Origin of the sequence: Qipengyuania sp. NPDC077410 (genome assembly GCF_044543405.1) — a bacterium.
Classification (GTDB): domain Bacteria; phylum Pseudomonadota; class Alphaproteobacteria; order Sphingomonadales; family Sphingomonadaceae; genus Qipengyuania; species Qipengyuania pacifica.
Genome location: NZ_JBITWB010000002.1, coordinates 455,817 through 471,627, shown reverse-complemented (window position 1 = coordinate 471,627; position 15,811 = coordinate 455,817). Strand labels below are relative to the sequence as shown.

The following is a 15,811-nucleotide window of genomic DNA, read 5'->3' as shown; positions in this document are numbered from 1 at the left end:
CCGCCTATGGCATGGAGCCAGGCGACATGGGAAGCGACAAGACGAAATCCGAGGCGAAACACTACCGGCGTCCACGCGGCGGGGTGGCCAAGCCTATCAGCGACCTCATGCCGCAGATCGGACGCAGCGCGTTTCGCCGTTACGGCTTCGTCCAGAGCTCGGTCGTCAGCCGCTGGCCTGAAATCGTGGGCGAAATACACGCCCGGACATGCACACCCGAAATGATCCGTTTCCCGCCGGGCGAGAAATCCGAAGGCATCATGCATCTGGTGGTCAAACCTGCACATGCGCCGCTGGTCCAGCAGGTCATTCCGGAAATAATCGAACGGGTGAACCGGTTCTTCGGATATCGTGCCGTCGCCCGGATCAAGCTGCGGCAAGGCGAGGTTAAGCCACCACCGGGAAGAGAGGCGCAGAAAGCGCCGCCTTCGCTCAAACCGATTCCGATGGAATTGGGTGACAGTCTGCGCGATATCGGAGACCCGGAACTGCGTACGGTGCTGGAATCGCTGGCGCGCAGCATCGGGTCTCGAGAAGACGGGGATGACATAAAGTGAAAATCAAATCGTTGGCCATGGCAGCGCTCGCGCTGGTCGGTGCGAGCACGCTGGCTCTTGGCGCAAATGCGCAGGAACGCTTGATGAAGCCCGGCGGCAACTGGGCCGGCATGCTGCAGGCATTCGATGGCGGGCATCTTTTCGGCAACCCGGAAGCCGAAAAGAAGCTGATCGAATTCATGAGCTACACCTGCTCTCACTGCGCGGAATTCGCGCGCAAGGGCGATGCGGCAATCAAGCTGTCCTACGTTCCCACCGGCAAGATCAGCTATGAAGTCCGCCACTTGATCCGCGACCCCGTCGATCTGACCGCCGCGTTACTGACCCACTGCGGCGATGAAAAGAAGTTCGGCGGGAATCACGAAGCGATCATGTATCGTTTTGACGAATGGATGGACAAGGCGCGCAATGCGACACAGGCGCAGCGTTCACGCTGGCAGTTCGGCACGAATTCGGCGCGGTTCCAGGCGATCGCGAGCGACCTCGATTTCTACGAGATAATGGAAACCCGTGGCTACCGCCGGGCCGATCTCGACCGGTGCCTGTCCGATGAAGCGAAAGCGAAGGCTCTGGCCGATACTTCGGCAGCCGATGTTGCGAAGTACCAGCTCACGGGCACGCCGAGCTTCGTACTCGATGGCAAGCTGCTCGAAGCGCATGACTGGCCTTCGCTCGAAAAACGTCTCAAGGACGCAATCTGAAGACCAGTTAACCCCTTTTTCGGGGGAAAGCCCTGTGGATACGCACAATAGCGACTTTCCTTGGGGACATCCCCCGGCATAGCCTCCCCAGCATAGATACGAGGATTTTCATGACCAAGACCTTGCGTTTCGCCCTTGCCGCTCCGCTTGCCCTGGCGCTGGCCGCCTGCGGATCGGGTGCAGAGGAAACCGGTGAGATCCAGGGCGAAGCCATTGCCGCCATCCCCGCACCGGCCGGTACCGAATGGCGCAGCACGGCAGTCATGACCGACGATGGCGGCGTACTCGTCGGTAATCCCGACGCGCCGCTCAAATTGATGGAATACGGCTCGCTCACCTGCCCGACCTGCGCACGGTTCGCGGTGGAAGGCAGCGAGCCCTTGATGGAATATATCGACAGCGGCGTCGTCAGCTTCGAACTGCGCCAATACGCCATCCATGGCCCGCTCGACCTGCTGCTCGGCCGGCTGACCCAATGCGGCCCCGTAGAAGCGGTCCTGCCGCTATCGGACCAGGTCTGGATGAATTACGAAACTATCATGCAGCCGATCCAGACCAATCAGGCCGCTTTCGAAGCAGCGATGCAGCGCCCGATGCAGGAACGCTTCGTGGTGGCCGCCGAACAGATGGGCTATCTCGATTTCTTCGCCGCACGCGGGATCAGCGAAGATCAGGGACGTCAGTGCCTGGCCGATACCGCCAAGCTGGAAGAACAGGCTAACTTCACCCAGCGCTACGGCAGCGAATTCGACATTACCGGCACCCCGACCTTCAAGCTGAACGGCCGCGATGTCGATGCCAACACCTGGGCCGGGCTTGAACCGATACTGCAGCGCGCCGGCGCCAGGTAAAGCTGGCAACGGGGGGCCGGGACAGGAATGGAGATCTCGAAGCTCAAGCTGAGTGGCTTCAAGAGCTTCGTCGAGCCTTCCACCTTGCATATCGAACCGGGGCTGACGGGTGTCGTCGGCCCCAACGGTTGCGGTAAATCCAACCTGCTCGAGGCGATCCGCTGGGTGATGGGCGAAAACTCGCCCAAATCCATGCGGTCGGGCGGAATGGAAGACGTCATCTTCGCCGGCACACAAAGCAGGCCGCAGCGTGATTTTGCCGAAGTCGTTCTTAACGGCGCGGACGATGACGGCGACGAGATGGAAGTCGTCCGGCGAATCGAACGCGGCGCCGGCAGCGCCTATCGCCTGAACGGGCGCGACGTGCGCGCGAAGGACGTGGCGCTGATCTTCGCGGATGCGGCCACCGGCGCGCACAGCCCTGCCCTCGTCAGCCAAGGCAAGATCGCGCAGGTCATCGCCGCAAAGCCCACCGAACGGCGCCAGATGCTCGAAGAAGCCGCGGGCATCGCGGGCCTCCACGTGCGGCGGCGCGATGCCGAAAGCAAACTGCGGCAAACCGAAACGAACCTCGAACGGCTCGAAGACATCATGGCCGGGCTCGACAGCCAGATCGCCTCGCTGCGGCGGCAGGCCAAGCAGGCGGAACGCTATCGCAAGCTGTCCGACGAGATAAAGACCGCCGAAGCGCGGCTGGTCTTCGCCCGCTGGCGCGACGCGGCAGCGGCGGCGGAAGAAGCCAAGAAAGCGGCGGCGGCTGCCGAAGCGAGGGTAAGCGAAACGCAGAAGGCTGCGGACGAGGCGCAAAAGGCGCAGCGGACGGCCGCCGAAGCGCTGGCGGAAGCGCGCGAGGAACAGGCGGACCGCCGGGACGATGCGAGCGCGCATGGGCACCGCATGGCGGCGCTGAGCACACAGCTCGAAGCGGCCGAGCAGCGGCTCGCCGATCTCGACCGGCAGAAGGCGCGGCTCGAAGCCGACAAGGGCGATGCAGACCGATTGACGCGGGATGCCGCCGAGGCGCTTTCGAAGTTGGAGCGCGATCTGGCCGAGAGCGAGAAGGCTCTCTCCACGGACGAGGAACGCCGCCCTGCCCTCGAGCGCGCGCAGGAGCAGGCCGAGCGGGACAGCCGCACAGCCGAACTGGCGCTGGCCAAGGCGACAGCGGACAACGCCGGGGTCGAGGCGGAGTGGCGCGTGGCCGAAGCCGAGATCGCCCAGGCGAAAGCGCGCCTCGACCGGGCCGAAGCGGAAGCACGCCGCATGGCGCAGCAGCGCGCCGCGCTGGCCGGTGAAGATCCGGATGCCGATGTCGATGCTGCCAAAGCCGCAGCCGAGGAGGCCGCAGCCTCGCTGGCTAGCTTTCGAGCAAGGCTGGACGACCTCCAGGCGCGCAAGGCGGAGCTACAGGCGGAGCGCGACGAGGCATCGTCGCACCTCGCCGAAGCCAGGGCCGAACTGTCCGGCGTGCAGCGCGAGTGGGAAGCGCTGAAGCGCGACCGGGAGGCGCGCGAGCGGGCGATGTCCAAGCGCAGCGGTCGCCAGCAGGCGATCGACGGCGTGCGGGCCGCCAAGGGATACGAGCGGGCCGTCGCCGCGGCGCTGGGCCGCGATGGCAAGGCGCTGCTGGGCGTGCCGGAGGGCGATGCGGAGGGGCGGTACTGGACCGGGGCCGATGCGCCCTCGCCCGTGGAGGACAGCCTGTCGGCCCATGTCGAGAGCTGTCCCGCGGAATTGCGCGCTTTGCTGGCCCTTGTGCATGTCGCGCAAGACGACGATGGCCGGGCGCTGGAGCCGGGTCATGCGCTTGTGACGATGGCGGGGCAATTGCGCCGCTGGGACGGTCTGGTGGTGCGCGGCGAAGGTTCTGCGGAGGCCGCACGGCTGGAAGCGGAGAACCGGTTTGCCGAGCTCGACCAGCGCCTGCCTGCCCTGCAAGACGCTGCAACGCATGCCAATCATACGCTTGATCGGGCCGCCGAACAGCTGGTGAACGTTCAGCGGGATCTGATCGCGGCGGAACGCGAACTGGCCGGCGCCGCCGATGCGGAGCGTCAGGCGCTGCGCGCACTGGATCAGGCCGAAGCCGCGCGCGAGAGACTGGCGGCGCGGCTGGAGGAGCTCGACCGCAGCGAGGCCGAGCATGGCGAAGTGATCGCCTCGGCCAAGGCCGATCTCGCATCTGCCGAGGCCAAGCGCGATGCCCTGCCCGATCCCGCAGCCGGTCGCGCATCGCTGGAAGCCGCACGCGCGAGGAACGAAGGGTCCCGGTCGAACCTGCAGGCCCGCGCAGCGGAACTGGCCGCCCACGACCAGGCGCTGGCCGTGGCGCGCGAGCGGGCATCGGCCCAGCGCAGCGACATGGCTAACTGGCAGGCCCGCAGCGGCGATGCCGCACGGCGCCTGTCCGAGATGGAAATCCGGGCGGAGGAAATCGAGGAAGAACGCGCGATCGTCGCCGCCAAGCCGGAAGGGCTGATACGCGAGATCGAACAGGGCGATCAGGTCCGCGACCGGCTGACCCGCGAACTTGCCGCAGCCGAACAGGCGGTGGCCGAGGCAGGGAGCGCCGCACAGGACGCCGACCGCGCCTTTGCCGCCGCAAACGAGGCACTGGCCGAAGCGCGCGAAAACCGCGCCGGCCTTGCCGCCCGGGCCGAAAGTCAGGACAGCCGCCGGATCGAGATGACACGCATCTCGGGCGAGCGGTTCCAGTGCCCGCCGCCGCTGCTGCCCCAGCGCTTCGAATTCGACGAGGACGCCATCCGGTCCGCCGAGGCCGAGAGCGAGGAGATGGACCGCCTGACCGCCAGCCGCGAGCGCATCGGCCCGGTGAATCTCGTCGCCGCGGACGAGCTGGAGCGGATCGAGAGCGAGCATGGCACCAATGCCGCCGATCAGGAGGAATTGCGCGAGGCGGTCAGCCGGTTGCGCGGATCGATCGGCAATCTCAACCGCGAAGGGCGCGAGCGGCTGCGCACGGCGTTCGAGCAGGTCAACGACCACTTCCAGCGCCTGTTCAACCGGCTGTTCGAAGGGGGCGAGGCACACCTTGCACTGATCGACAGCGACGATCCGCTGGAGGCCGGGCTGGAAATCTTTGCCCAGCCACCGGGCAAGAAACTGCAATCGCTAACCCTGCTTTCGGGCGGCGAACAGGCGCTGACCGCCACCGCGCTGATCTTCGGCCTGTTCCTGACGAACCCGGCACCGATCTGCGTGCTGGACGAAGTCGACGCGCCGCTGGACGATGCCAATATCGACCGGTTCTGCGACCTGCTGGACGCGATGGTGCGCGAAACGCAGACCCGTTACCTCATCGTCACGCACAATGCCGTGACCATGAGCAGGATGCACCGCCTGTTCGGCGTGACCATGATCGAAAAAGGCGTCAGCCGTCTCGTCAGCGTGGACCTTGGCGGAGCAGAAGAATTGCTGGCCGCGGAATAGGCTGGCCGGCCCGAGGGGAGAATTTTTCCGACAATGTTATTGCGTTTCCCGATCAGGGCCGCCCTGCTGTGCGCCGCCCTTGCCGCATCGCCATCCCATGCGCAGGACGCCGCGCCGCCGCAGATCGCCATGAGCGATAGCGAACAGGCCGCCCCGGACATGCCGGAACTGCTGTCGATGCGGGAGCGTGCCGAGGTTATCGACCGCATCCTGGCAAAACGGCTCGACACGGTGGTGCCGCAGATCATGCGCGAAGAGGGCATCGACATGTGGGTGCTGATGGCGCGCGAATATTTCGAGGAGCCCGTCATCGCGACCATGCTGGACGGGCAAAGCATGAGTGCGCGGCGCCGCACCATCCTGGTCTTTTACGATCCGGGCGAAGGCCAGCCGGTGGAGCGGCTGACGGTGAGCCGATACGGGCTTGGCGATCTGTTCGAAGCGGCATGGGAGCCGGGTACGCAACCCGACCAGTGGCAGGCGGTCGCGGATATCGTGGCCAAGCGCGACCCGCAGAAGATCGCGATCAACTTCTCCGACCTCAGCGCCTTTGGCGACGGGATGACGCTGAGCCAGTACCGGCTGATGAGCGCGGCGTTGCCGCAGACCTACCGCGACCGCATCGTGTCGGGCGAAACGCTGGCGACACGCTGGCTCGAGCACCGCATTCCGGAAGAGATGGAAATCTATCCCGGCATTGTCCGCATTGCGCATGCGCTGATCGCGCGCGCCTTTTCCCGCGAAGTCATCACGCCCGGCTCGACCACCGCGGCGGATGTCGAATGGTGGTATCGCGATACGCTGGCTTCGCTGGGCCTGACGCCCTGGTTCCACCCGTCGGTCGGCATCCAGCGCGAGGGCGCGGAAGGGATGTTGCGCGGCGACACGGTGATCCAGCCGGGCGATCTGCTGTGGACCGACTTCGGCATTACCTATCTGCGGCTGAACACCGATACGCAGCATCTGGCCTATGTGCTGAAACCGGGCGAAACCTCCGCCCCGCAAGGGCTGACAGACGGCCTTGCCGCGACGAACCGCGTGCAGGATGCACTGCTGGAATCGTTCGAAACCGGGCTGAGCGGAAACGAGATCCTGTCACGCGCGCGCGCGAAGGCGATTGCGCAGGGACTGATGCCGTCGATCTATTCGCATCCAATCGGATATCACGGACACGGCGCGGGAACGCCCATCGGTTTCTGGGACAATCAGAACGGCGACCCCCGCGGCGATTACGCCCTGCGCCCCGACACCGCCTGGTCGATCGAACTGACCAGTTACAACGCCGTACCCGAATGGGGCGGACAAATGGTGGACTTCCGGTCCGAGGAAGACGCCTGGTTCGACGGTGAAAAGGTGCGGCTTCTGGATGGCAGGCAGACGAAGCTCACGCTGATCCCGTCGGAGTGATGCGAGGAGCAGGGAGTGGTTTTGGCGAGGAAACGTGGAGCGCCAGAGGGCCGCTGCTGGGTGGATTTTGGAGTGTCGCTATTGGCCGCTTTTGGGGTGGAAAACTGCCAATCGCGATACTAGGCTAAAATGATGCCGCTCGGTTCGTTCGCTCATAGAATGGCTCGCTTCAACCGAGGCTATGGTCGGATTTTTATTCCGATTTGGCTGGCATTCATTGGGCTATTCACGATTGCTGCTGCCGCTGACTCCTTCTTGGAGTTTGGGTGGGGTTACGGTTGGAACGATGTAAAAATCGGTCTTGCAATGTTCGGTTGTGGAATCGCCTTCAGCTTTCTCTGGCAAGGCGGCCTCAGACTCAGCGAGTGGTTCAACGAGACCATGTTTGGACCTGACCCCGCAAAGAAAGACGATTGAGTCCGCTTTGGAGTCGTTAGCTGCCGGACCGCATTTGCCGCGGTTGCTAGAATATCGGACGGTCGCCATTGAAGCGCTCCGCATGTAGTCGAGGGGGTCTGAATTTAGGGTGGTTAGCTGCCGGTCGGATTTGTCAGTTTGCTGATCAGCCGCAGATGCAAGCTGTGAACGGCCAGGAAAGCTGCGGACAGAAACAGTATGACCGGGACCGCCATTCCTTCCTGACCTGGCCGAGGTTCGGTCATGATCGTTGCGGCGGTTGCGGCGACCAGGACAAGTCCCGCCAGCATCGGCGTAAAGGATAATGCCAAAAGCCGTGGAGCAGTCCAGTTGACTGTTCCTGACATGGACCATTGCATTGGTAGTCGACGCTCTCCCGCGAATTTTCGGTTCGCTCGCAAAGACATGCCTATCAGCGTCAGGAATGCGAACAAGGCGATAACAGCTTGGATCATTCTAATTCCTCCGAAACGAGAAGTTACCAATGATTGGGATGTCCGCAATGGGGGCGTTACCTGACTGTCCGCTCTTGGCAGTCCTCGTTGCAATTCCCGAGCCATCTTCGGTTATCGGAGAAGATCCCGATGCCGCCTATTCGGGCCGACTTTACCTCGGCGCGGCAACTACGGCATCGCCGCCCTTCGCGCCGGAGTCGCGAGGAATCGGTTTCAGGCCGCGAGGGCTGCCTTGAGATCGTTGCGGATTGCTTCGAGTTGGCGGAGCAGGTCAGCGGCTGGCGGCGATTCCGGCGTTGCCGCTTCCGGCGGTGCCGCCTGCTGATCGGACGCGCCGCGCAAGGCGGCTTTCGCGCCTTTCAGCGTATAGCCTTCGCGATTGACGAGGCGCTCGATGCGTTCGACCAGTTCGATATCTTCGGGCCGGTAATAGCGCCGCCCGCCGCTGCGGGTGAGCGGCCTGAGCGTGGGGAACTGCTGTTCCCAATAACGCAGCACATGCGGTTTGATGCCGGTGGCCTTGGCGACTTCGCCGATGGTGCGCAGAGCGCCGCTGTCCTTACCGTCGTCGAAACTCGCCATGCGGATATCCTCAGCCGTTCGCGATCCGCTCTTTCAGGAGCTGACTGGCGCGGAAGGTCATCACGCGGCGCGGCGTGATCGGCACTTCGACCCCGGTCTTGGGATTGCGGCCGACCCGTTCCGACTTGTCGCGCAGAACGAAGCTGCCGAAACCGGAGATCTTCACGTTTTCGCCATCGGACAGAGCATCGCAAATCTTGGCCAGGATCGCTTCGACCATGTCGAGCGATTCAGCGCGGCTGAGACCCATCTTGCGGTTGATGGTTTCAGCGAGGTCGGCCCGCGTCAGTGTGCCTACGGAACGCATAATATTCATTCTTTCTTTCCCCCCAGATGCGACCCTGAGCGAGAATGCGACCCAAATTCAAACTTCGCCAAGCAATATAGAGGTTTGCCGCAGTTCTGGCAAATCGGCTCGGCGTATTTTTGGCCGCACCTACATACGTGCGAGCGATGCGCCCCATGTGAAGCCGCCACCCATCGCTTCGAACATGACGAGATCGCCCTGTTTGATACGGCCATCCTGCACGGCCGTGTCGAGCGCCAGCGGCACGGATGCGGCCGAGGTGTTGGCGTGACGATCGACGGTGACGACCACCTTTTCGGATGGCAGATCGAGTTTGCGCGCGGTGGCATCGAGAATGCGGGCATTGGCCTGATGCGGCACCACCCAGTCGATGTCCGCGGCATTCATACCGGTTTCTTCGAGCACTTCGCGCAGCACGTCGGCCAGATTGACCACGGCGTGGCGGAAAACTTCGCGGCCCTTCATGCGCAGCTTGCCGACTGTGCCCGTGGTGGACGGTCCGCCGTCGACATAGAGCATGTCCTTATGCGCGCCTTCTGCATGGAGGCGGCTGGCGAGGATGCCCGGGCCGTCTTCGGCCACGTCCTTCGCCTCGAGCACGATTGCGCCCGCGCCATCGCCGAAGAGTACGCAGGTCGTGCGATCATCCCAGTCGAGAATGCGGCTGAAAGTTTCGGACCCGATCACCAGCGCCTTCTTTGCCATGCCGGTCCGCAGGAGCGAATCGGCTGTGGCCAGCGCATAGAGGAAGCCCGAACACACGGCCTGCACGTCGAAGGCGACACCGCCGCCGCAACCCAGCGCCGCCTGAACCTGTGTGGCCGTGGCGGGAAAGGTATGGTCGGGCGTGGCCGTGGCCAGAATGATCAGGCCGATTTCGTCAGCATCGACCCCTGCCGCAGCAAGCGCCTTGCGCGATGCGTCGATAGCGAGAGTGGAGGTGGTTTCGCCTTCACCAGCGATATAGCGTTGGCGGATACCCGTCCGCTCGACGATCCATTCGTCGCTGGTGTCCACACGTTCGGCAAGATCGGCATTGCTGACGCAATTGGCCGGTAGCGCCGAGCCGGTTCCCGTGATTACGGAGCGGATCACTTGGCTGCCAATCCTTCTGTACCGACTGCGGCAAGATCGTGTTTGATGCGGTTGGTAATGTCGTCCTCCAGCAGCCGGGCAGCGACCTCGACAGCGTTGGCGACGCCCTTGGCATTGGCGCTGCCGTGGCTTTTCACCACCACACCGTTGAGGCCGAGGAAGACCGCGCCATTATGATTGTTGGGATCGAGATGGTGGCGCAGCAATTCGGTGGCCGGGCGCGAAACGAGGAAGCCGATCTTGGAACGCACGCTGGAAGTGAATGCCTGGCGCAGCAGATCGGTCACGAACCGTGCCGCCCCTTCGATGGCCTTGAGGGCGATATTGCCAGAAAAACCGTCACACACGACCACATCGCATTCGCCGCGATTGATCTTGTCAGCTTCGACATAGCCTTCGAAGTCCATGGCAAGACCGGTCGCGGCGCGCAGCGCTTCGGCGGCGGCCTGGATATCTTCGGTGCCCTTGGTTTCTTCGGTACCGATATTGAGCAGGCGCGTGCGCGGCCGTTCACGCCCCGTAACGACGCGGGCATAGGCAGCCCCCATGATGGCGAACTGGACCAGATTGCGCGCATCGCATTCGCGATTGGCGCCAAGGTCCAGCATGACCACATCATTATCGGTAAGCGTCGGGAGCAGCGCAGCAAGCGCCGGCCGATCAAGACCGGGCATGGTGCGCAGCGCAAGCTTGCTCATCGCCATCAGCGCGCCGGTATTGCCGGCACTGACCGCAGCACCGGCATCGCCCTGCTTCACGGCATTGACCGCCAGACCCATGCTGGTGGTCTTTGCGCGGCGCAAGGCGCGGCTCGGCAGCTCGTCGCCGCCGACCACGTCGTCGCTGTGCAGGATCTCGGAGGCTCCAGCCATGCCGGGATGGGATTCGAGCGCGGCCTTGATCCGCGTTTCGTCACCTACCAGCAGGAACTTGAACTTGTCATGGCGGCGCCGCGCAAGCGCAGCCCCTTCGACCATGACGCGCACGCCTTCATCACCGCCCATCGCATCAACGGCGATACGCGGCAGACTCATGCGGATTCTCCGGCTTTGCTGACGGTCTTAAAGACCGACGGCGATGATTTCGCGACCGTTATAGTAGCCGCAGTGCGGGCACAGATTGTGCGGACGCTTGAGTTCACCGCAGTTCGAGCACTCGTGATGCGCTTCAACCTTGAGCGAATCATGCGCACGGCGATTGCCGCGACGGTGGGGCGATACTTTCCTCTTGGGGACGGCCATGGCGGCACCTGTTCCTCAAACAATTTCAATCAATTTCGGTGGCCGCCCTAGGGGATGGTCCGGCACCGCACAAGAGCGCGTGAACCCGAATATCCCGACCGTGGCGGTGAAGGCGCGCGCTATAGCGAAATTCACAGGGGATGCAACCCGTATCGCTGCCTGATCGGCATTGCGCGGCGCGAACCATCACCCTAGCACCCCAGATGGGTCTCCGGTGGAGAGATCGCAAGGGAAGGACAAGCATGGGCGTTATCCTGCCGGTTACACTGACCGCGGCTGCAGCAGCGGCAATCATAAATCTCTGGCTGAGCATTCGCGTAGGCCAGATGCGCATGGCGACGAAGATTTCCGTCGGCGACGATGACGGCGGCCCGCTGACCGCCCGGATGCGGGCGCAGCTCAACTTCGTGGAGAATACGGCCTTCGTACTGGTGCTGGTGGCGGGCATAGAACTGGCGGGCCGCGGGAATCCCTGGCTGGCCTGGGTGGTTGCCATCTACATGCTGGGCCGTGTCGCCCACGGTTTCGGTATGGACGGAGGGACGCTGGGCAAAGGTCGCTCCATCGGGACGATTGTGACGATGCTGACACAGCTCGGGCTGGCGGCGGTGGCCGTGCTGATCGTGCTTGGCGTGATGTAGGATTGTGCAGGCCGGGTCCTGCGTCCCGGCCCGGCAAAGTATCAGGAAAGCGCGTAGTCGCTGACGAAGGCGTTGGTCTTGCGTTCCTGCCCGAATGTGCTGGTGGGGCCATGACCCGGGATGAAGGTCACATCGTTGCCCAATGGCCAGAGCTTCTGCGTGATCGCATCGATCAGGTCCTGGTGATTGCCCATGGGGAAATCCGTACGCCCGATGCTGCCCTGAAAGAGAACGTCGCCGACGACGGCGAACTTGCTGGGCCGATGGAAGAAAACCACGTGGCCGGGCGTGTGACCGGGGCAGTGGATGACCTCCAGCGTCAGATCGCCCACAGTAACGGTGTCGCCATCTTCGAGCCAGCGGTCGGGTTCGAAAACCTGACCGTTAACGCCGTATTTTGCGCCGTCATCATCCAGGCGGCTGATCCAGAAACGATCAGCTTCCTGCGGCCCTTCGATGGGTAGACCGAGTTCCTTGGCCAGCACCCCGGCTTCGCCGCAGTGGTCGATATGACCATGAGTGATGAGAATTTTCTCCAGTTCGACACCGGTCTTGGCCACGGCGGCCTTCACCTTGCCCAGATCGCCGCCCGGATCGATCAGCGCGCCCTTGTTGGTCGCAGTGCACCAGATCAGCGAGCAATTCTGCTGCAGAGGGGTGACCGGGACGATACCGGCTTTCATCGGGGGCTTGCTTGCAGTGTCGGTCATGCGGGCTGAAATGGCTGCGCGCCTACCCTTTTGCAAGCGCGCATTGCCATTGCCGCCCGCGTATCAGAGGCGCCGGAAATCGGTGATCCGACCGCTTCTGTCGAAGGTGCAGCCGAAGCGATCGCGATCGCCACGGCGCGTTTCCATACGCCCGGTAACCACTACCCTATCGCGGCTTTCCTGATTGACAGAGTTGATCGAAACTCGCCCATAGCGCGAAGCTTCACGCCCGCAGGCATTGACAGCGGCGCGTTCGAAATCGTCGCGACCATTATAGCCATATCCGTAATCGGAACCGTAGCCATCCGAGCCGCCGCCAATTCCGCCGAGGCCGTAACTTGCGCAACCGGACAGCGACAGTGCGCCGACGATAGCGATGGGAAGTAGAGCCTTGCGCATACGATGTCTCCTCGTGTGATGTCCCTGCCACATCCACCAGAGCGCCAGGAGTATGGGAGTTACGTCGTCACCCGGCGTTTGTTCCATTTGCGCATGCTCGCCCCCCTAGACACCACGATCCACAGAGGAGTTGGGCATAGAGTCAAAGCCTGCCCCCTTTCCACACGACCCGACCGATGACCTCGATTTCGTCGCGCGCCAGCTCGATCGGCGCATAGGCATCGTTGGCGCTGATCAGGGCGATGTCGCCGGGACCGCGGGACTGGACCTGCTTGACGTGAAGCGCATCACCGATGCGGACCACGAACACTCCCTCACCGCCCCGCTTGTTGCGATCGACGAAGATCTCGTCGCCCGAACGCAGCAGCGGTTCCATGCTGTCGCCTTCGACCCGAATGGCGGTCAGGTCGGCGCCCTCCAGCCCCATCTCGCGCAGCCAGCGGCGGGAGAACTGAAAGGCGTCATAGGAAATTTCCTCCGCACTGAAGGCACCCGGCCCGGCCGAAGCCTCCAACGGCAGGCGCGGCACCTGCACGAAGCCTTCAGTATCGCCCGAGTCCTGCATTCGCGAGGAGCGCGGCCGGACGATCTCCCGCGTGGCGATCACCTCGTGATCGACGCCCAGGAATTCGGCAATCTTCATCAGGTCCGGCTCGTCCAAATGCCGAGGGCTTCCACGACCGACATACTGGTGCAGATACGCCGGATTACGCCCGATCAGGCGGGCCAGGGCCGACAGGCTGTGCCCCTTCTCACGAATGATCTCCCGCAGTCGTGCGCGGGCATAGCGTTCCTCGGGCTCGTACCGATCGAGCGGTTCGACAAAGTCCATGACCGGCCTCCTTGTTGGCTGGATCGCGGAAAAATCCTATACCATAGTATTTTTCCTAGACAAGTAGGATTTCGGTTGGAACAAATGAGGAACAAGACGAGCGATTCGTCTGTCAGACCAGCCTACCGGGAGCCTTCGCATGCTGATCCGATCCGTCGAGAAATTCCTCCGGCAGCACAAAATGCCGGCCACCAAATTCGGCCGACTGGCCATTCAGGACCCGCGATTCGTACTCGATTTGCGGATGGGTCGCGAACCGCGCGACCGCACCGAGCAACGCATCCGCGGGTTCATGGCAGGCTTCGAAGCTGCCCGTACCGTCACCCCCGCCGCCCAGGAGACTGCCTATGTTGCTTGAGAGCAATTCAGCCAGATCGCCCCGGGCCCGCCGCACATCTGCTGATCGTGTCCGCAAGGCTCTCGCCGAATTGCATAGCGGCGACGGGAAAGTACTCACCCATACGGAGAAAGCATGGGCGAGCATTACCTTCGCTGGCACCCGCCATTCGCTCAAGCTTGTTTTCGCAGGAGCGGACGCCGTCGCGACTGGCGAAATGTTCGTCGCAGAACTGCCCGAACATGAATTTGCCATTCCCGGCCAGATCGTGGCGGACGCAGCGATACTCGAGGTCGAGCATCGGCTGCTACCCGAGCCACGGCTGTTGGTGCAGTGCGAACTGCTGTTGCTGGAGGAGAGTTGATCCGTCCGGCAACGCGACAGGGTCAGTTTCGGCGGACGACGAGATTCCTGATTTCGGTCATGTCTTCCATGGCGAATTTGATCCCTTCGCGGCCCAAGCCCGAATCCTTCACGCCGCCGTACGGCATGTTGTCCACCCGGTAGCTGGGCACGTCGTTGATAACCACACCGCCCACTTCGAGCCGGTCCCACGCATCGAACATCTTGAACAGGTCCCGCGTGAAGATGCCCGCCTGCAGACCGAACGTGCTTCGGTTAACCTCTGCCAGAGCTTCGTCGAAGTCGGAGAATTTCTGGAGAATGGCAAGCGGGCCGAAGGCTTCTTCGTTGAGCGCCTTGGCATCCTTGTGCACGTTTTCGAGCAGCGTGGCTTCGAGCATGTTGCCCTTGCAGCCGCCGCCGGTCAGCAGAGAGGCGCCGCCATCGATGGCATCGTCAATCCATCCCTTGAGCCGGCTCGCTTCCTTTTCCGAGATCATCGGTCCGATAAAGGTATCGCGGTCCTTGGGATCGCCCGCGACCAGACTCTTGGTCTTCTCGACCATCATATCGCGGAAACGGTCGTACACGTCTTCGTGAATGATGATCCGCTGGACGCCGATGCAGCTCTGCCCGCTCTGATAGAAGGCGCCGAAGATGATCCGTTCCAACGCGTCATCCAGATCGGCGTCCCGGTCGACGACGACCGCAGCATTCCCGCCTAGTTCGAGCACCACCTTCTTCTTGCCCGACTTGGCCTTGAGCGCCCAGCCGACGGCAGGCGAGCCGGTGAAGCTGAGCAGCTTCAGCCGCTCGTCTTCGGTAAACATATCGGCGCCGTCGCGATGGGCTGGCAGAATCGAGAAGGCCCCTTCCGGCAAATCCGTTTCCGCCAGAACTTCGCCCATGATGATGGCACCGAGCGGGGTCATGCTGGCAGGCTTCATCACGAACGGGCAGCCCGCGGCGATGGCGGGGGCAACCTTGTGTGCAGCCAGGTTCAGCGGGAAGTTGAACGGCGAGATGAAGCTGCATGGTCCCACCGGAACGCGTTTCCAGATCGCCTGATAGCCTTTCGCCCGTTCGGAAATGTCGAGCGGCATGACTTCGCCATACATCCGCACCGATTCTTCGGCCGCGATACGGAAGGTGTCGATCAGGCGCGTGACTTCGCCTTCGCTATCCTTGATCGGCTTGCCCGCTTCGACGCAAAGGGCATAGGCCAGCTCGTCGAAGCGTTCCTTGAAGCGATCGACACAGTGCTGCAGCACCGCCTGCCGTTCGTAGCTGGCGAGCTTCGCCATCGGTTCCGTGGCCTGCACCGCCCCCGCGATCGCCTGATCGATGATTTCGGGCGTCGCCAGCGCGGTCCGGAAGGCGACCTTGCCGGTGAACTTGTCCATCACCTCGAGATCGGTGTTCGGCTGCTGTGCCTTGTTGTTCAGATAGAGCGGGTAGGTTTCCTTGAGGCTGGGCATGTGATCTCC

General features: G+C 63.0%; 19 protein-coding genes. 9 read left to right on the top strand and 10 right to left on the bottom strand.

Features of this window, described 5'->3' with window-relative positions:
- The first annotated feature begins 26 nt into the window (after positions 1 to 26).
- From ACIGGE_RS10235 to ACIGGE_RS10210, 6 genes are all read left to right on the top strand, one after another.
- On the top strand, positions 27 to 557 hold the full coding sequence (locus ACIGGE_RS10235) for a DUF721 domain-containing protein (protein WP_375247011.1): 531 nt from the start codon (positions 27 to 29) through the stop codon (positions 555 to 557).
- Complete coding sequence (locus ACIGGE_RS10230) at positions 554 to 1,258, top strand: thioredoxin domain-containing protein (protein ID WP_397490251.1); 705 nt, start codon at positions 554 to 556, stop codon at positions 1,256 to 1,258. Before ACIGGE_RS10235 ends, ACIGGE_RS10230 begins: the two co-directional genes overlap by 4 nt.
- A gap of 110 nt (positions 1,259 to 1,368) precedes the next feature.
- On the top strand, positions 1,369 to 2,109 hold the full coding sequence (locus ACIGGE_RS10225) for a thioredoxin domain-containing protein (RefSeq protein WP_103023098.1): 741 nt from the start codon (positions 1,369 to 1,371) through the stop codon (positions 2,107 to 2,109).
- A 27-nt stretch (positions 2,110 to 2,136) separates the two neighbouring features.
- Positions 2,137 to 5,559, top strand: a complete 3,423-nt coding sequence (locus tag ACIGGE_RS10220; protein ID WP_397490250.1) for an AAA family ATPase — start codon at positions 2,137 to 2,139, stop codon at positions 5,557 to 5,559.
- Positions 5,560 to 5,592: 33 nt separating this feature from the next.
- Entirely contained in the window at positions 5,593 to 6,966 is a 1,374-nt protein-coding gene (locus ACIGGE_RS10215) for a M24 family metallopeptidase (RefSeq protein ID WP_397490249.1), read from the top strand.
- 129 nt (positions 6,967 to 7,095) lie between these two features.
- On the top strand, positions 7,096 to 7,383 hold the full coding sequence (locus tag ACIGGE_RS10210) for a hypothetical protein (protein ID WP_397490248.1): 288 nt from the start codon (positions 7,096 to 7,098) through the stop codon (positions 7,381 to 7,383).
- 113 nt (positions 7,384 to 7,496) lie between these two features.
- Here the strand turns inward: ACIGGE_RS10210 and ACIGGE_RS10205 are convergent, their stop codons facing one another.
- From ACIGGE_RS10205 to rpmF, 6 genes are all read right to left on the bottom strand, one after another.
- Positions 7,497 to 7,730 (bottom strand): hypothetical protein, encoded by a 234-nt coding sequence (locus ACIGGE_RS10205; RefSeq protein WP_397490247.1) that lies wholly within the window; start codon positions 7,728 to 7,730, stop codon positions 7,497 to 7,499.
- 321 nt (positions 7,731 to 8,051) lie between these two features.
- A complete protein-coding gene (locus ACIGGE_RS10200) occupies positions 8,052 to 8,420 on the bottom strand; it encodes a MerR family transcriptional regulator (protein WP_397490246.1) in 369 nt (122 codons plus the stop codon).
- 10 nt (positions 8,421 to 8,430) lie between these two features.
- The gene (locus tag ACIGGE_RS10195) at positions 8,431 to 8,727 is read right to left on the bottom strand and encodes an integration host factor subunit alpha (RefSeq protein ID WP_103024935.1); all 297 of its coding nucleotides are present in this window, start codon (positions 8,725 to 8,727) and stop codon (positions 8,431 to 8,433) included.
- 129 nt (positions 8,728 to 8,856) lie between these two features.
- The gene (locus tag ACIGGE_RS10190) at positions 8,857 to 9,822 is read right to left on the bottom strand and encodes a beta-ketoacyl-ACP synthase III (RefSeq protein ID WP_103024809.1); all 966 of its coding nucleotides are present in this window, start codon (positions 9,820 to 9,822) and stop codon (positions 8,857 to 8,859) included.
- Complete coding sequence (gene plsX / locus ACIGGE_RS10185; RefSeq protein ID WP_103024810.1) at positions 9,819 to 10,856, bottom strand: phosphate acyltransferase PlsX; 1,038 nt, start codon at positions 10,854 to 10,856, stop codon at positions 9,819 to 9,821. Before plsX ends, ACIGGE_RS10190 begins: the two co-directional genes overlap by 4 nt.
- 27 nt (positions 10,857 to 10,883) lie before the next feature.
- Entirely contained in the window at positions 10,884 to 11,063 is a 180-nt protein-coding gene (rpmF, locus tag ACIGGE_RS10180; protein ID WP_067464131.1) for a 50S ribosomal protein L32, read from the bottom strand.
- A gap of 242 nt (positions 11,064 to 11,305) precedes the next feature.
- On the opposite strand from rpmF, the gene ACIGGE_RS10175 reads away from it, so the two are divergent.
- Positions 11,306 to 11,704, top strand: a complete 399-nt coding sequence (locus ACIGGE_RS10175) for an MAPEG family protein (protein ID WP_103024811.1) — start codon at positions 11,306 to 11,308, stop codon at positions 11,702 to 11,704.
- 41 nt (positions 11,705 to 11,745) lie between these two features.
- Here ACIGGE_RS10175 and ACIGGE_RS10170 read toward each other — a convergent pair whose 3' ends face one another.
- The 3 genes from ACIGGE_RS10170 to ACIGGE_RS10160 form a co-directional block, all read right to left on the bottom strand.
- Complete coding sequence (locus ACIGGE_RS10170) at positions 11,746 to 12,387, bottom strand: MBL fold metallo-hydrolase (RefSeq protein ID WP_397490756.1); 642 nt, start codon at positions 12,385 to 12,387, stop codon at positions 11,746 to 11,748.
- A gap of 90 nt (positions 12,388 to 12,477) precedes the next feature.
- A complete protein-coding gene (locus ACIGGE_RS10165; protein ID WP_103024812.1) occupies positions 12,478 to 12,813 on the bottom strand; it encodes a hypothetical protein in 336 nt (111 codons plus the stop codon).
- Between the two features lie 142 nt (positions 12,814 to 12,955).
- Positions 12,956 to 13,645: a helix-turn-helix transcriptional regulator gene (locus ACIGGE_RS10160; RefSeq protein ID WP_375246968.1), complete on the bottom strand. Its 690-nt coding sequence runs from the start codon at positions 13,643 to 13,645 to the stop codon at positions 12,956 to 12,958.
- A gap of 139 nt (positions 13,646 to 13,784) precedes the next feature.
- Between ACIGGE_RS10160 and ACIGGE_RS10155 the strand changes: the two genes are divergently transcribed.
- A complete protein-coding gene (locus ACIGGE_RS10155) occupies positions 13,785 to 14,003 on the top strand; it encodes a hypothetical protein (RefSeq protein ID WP_397490245.1) in 219 nt (72 codons plus the stop codon).
- Positions 13,993 to 14,346, top strand: a complete 354-nt coding sequence (locus ACIGGE_RS10150) for a hypothetical protein (RefSeq protein WP_397490244.1) — start codon at positions 13,993 to 13,995, stop codon at positions 14,344 to 14,346. The genes ACIGGE_RS10155 and ACIGGE_RS10150 overlap by 11 nt, the downstream gene beginning before the upstream one ends.
- A gap of 22 nt (positions 14,347 to 14,368) precedes the next feature.
- On the opposite strand, the gene ACIGGE_RS10145 is transcribed toward ACIGGE_RS10150, so the two are convergent.
- Positions 14,369 to 15,802, bottom strand: a complete 1,434-nt coding sequence (locus tag ACIGGE_RS10145) for an aldehyde dehydrogenase family protein (protein ID WP_397490243.1) — start codon at positions 15,800 to 15,802, stop codon at positions 14,369 to 14,371.
- Positions 15,803 to 15,811 lie beyond the last annotated feature (9 nt).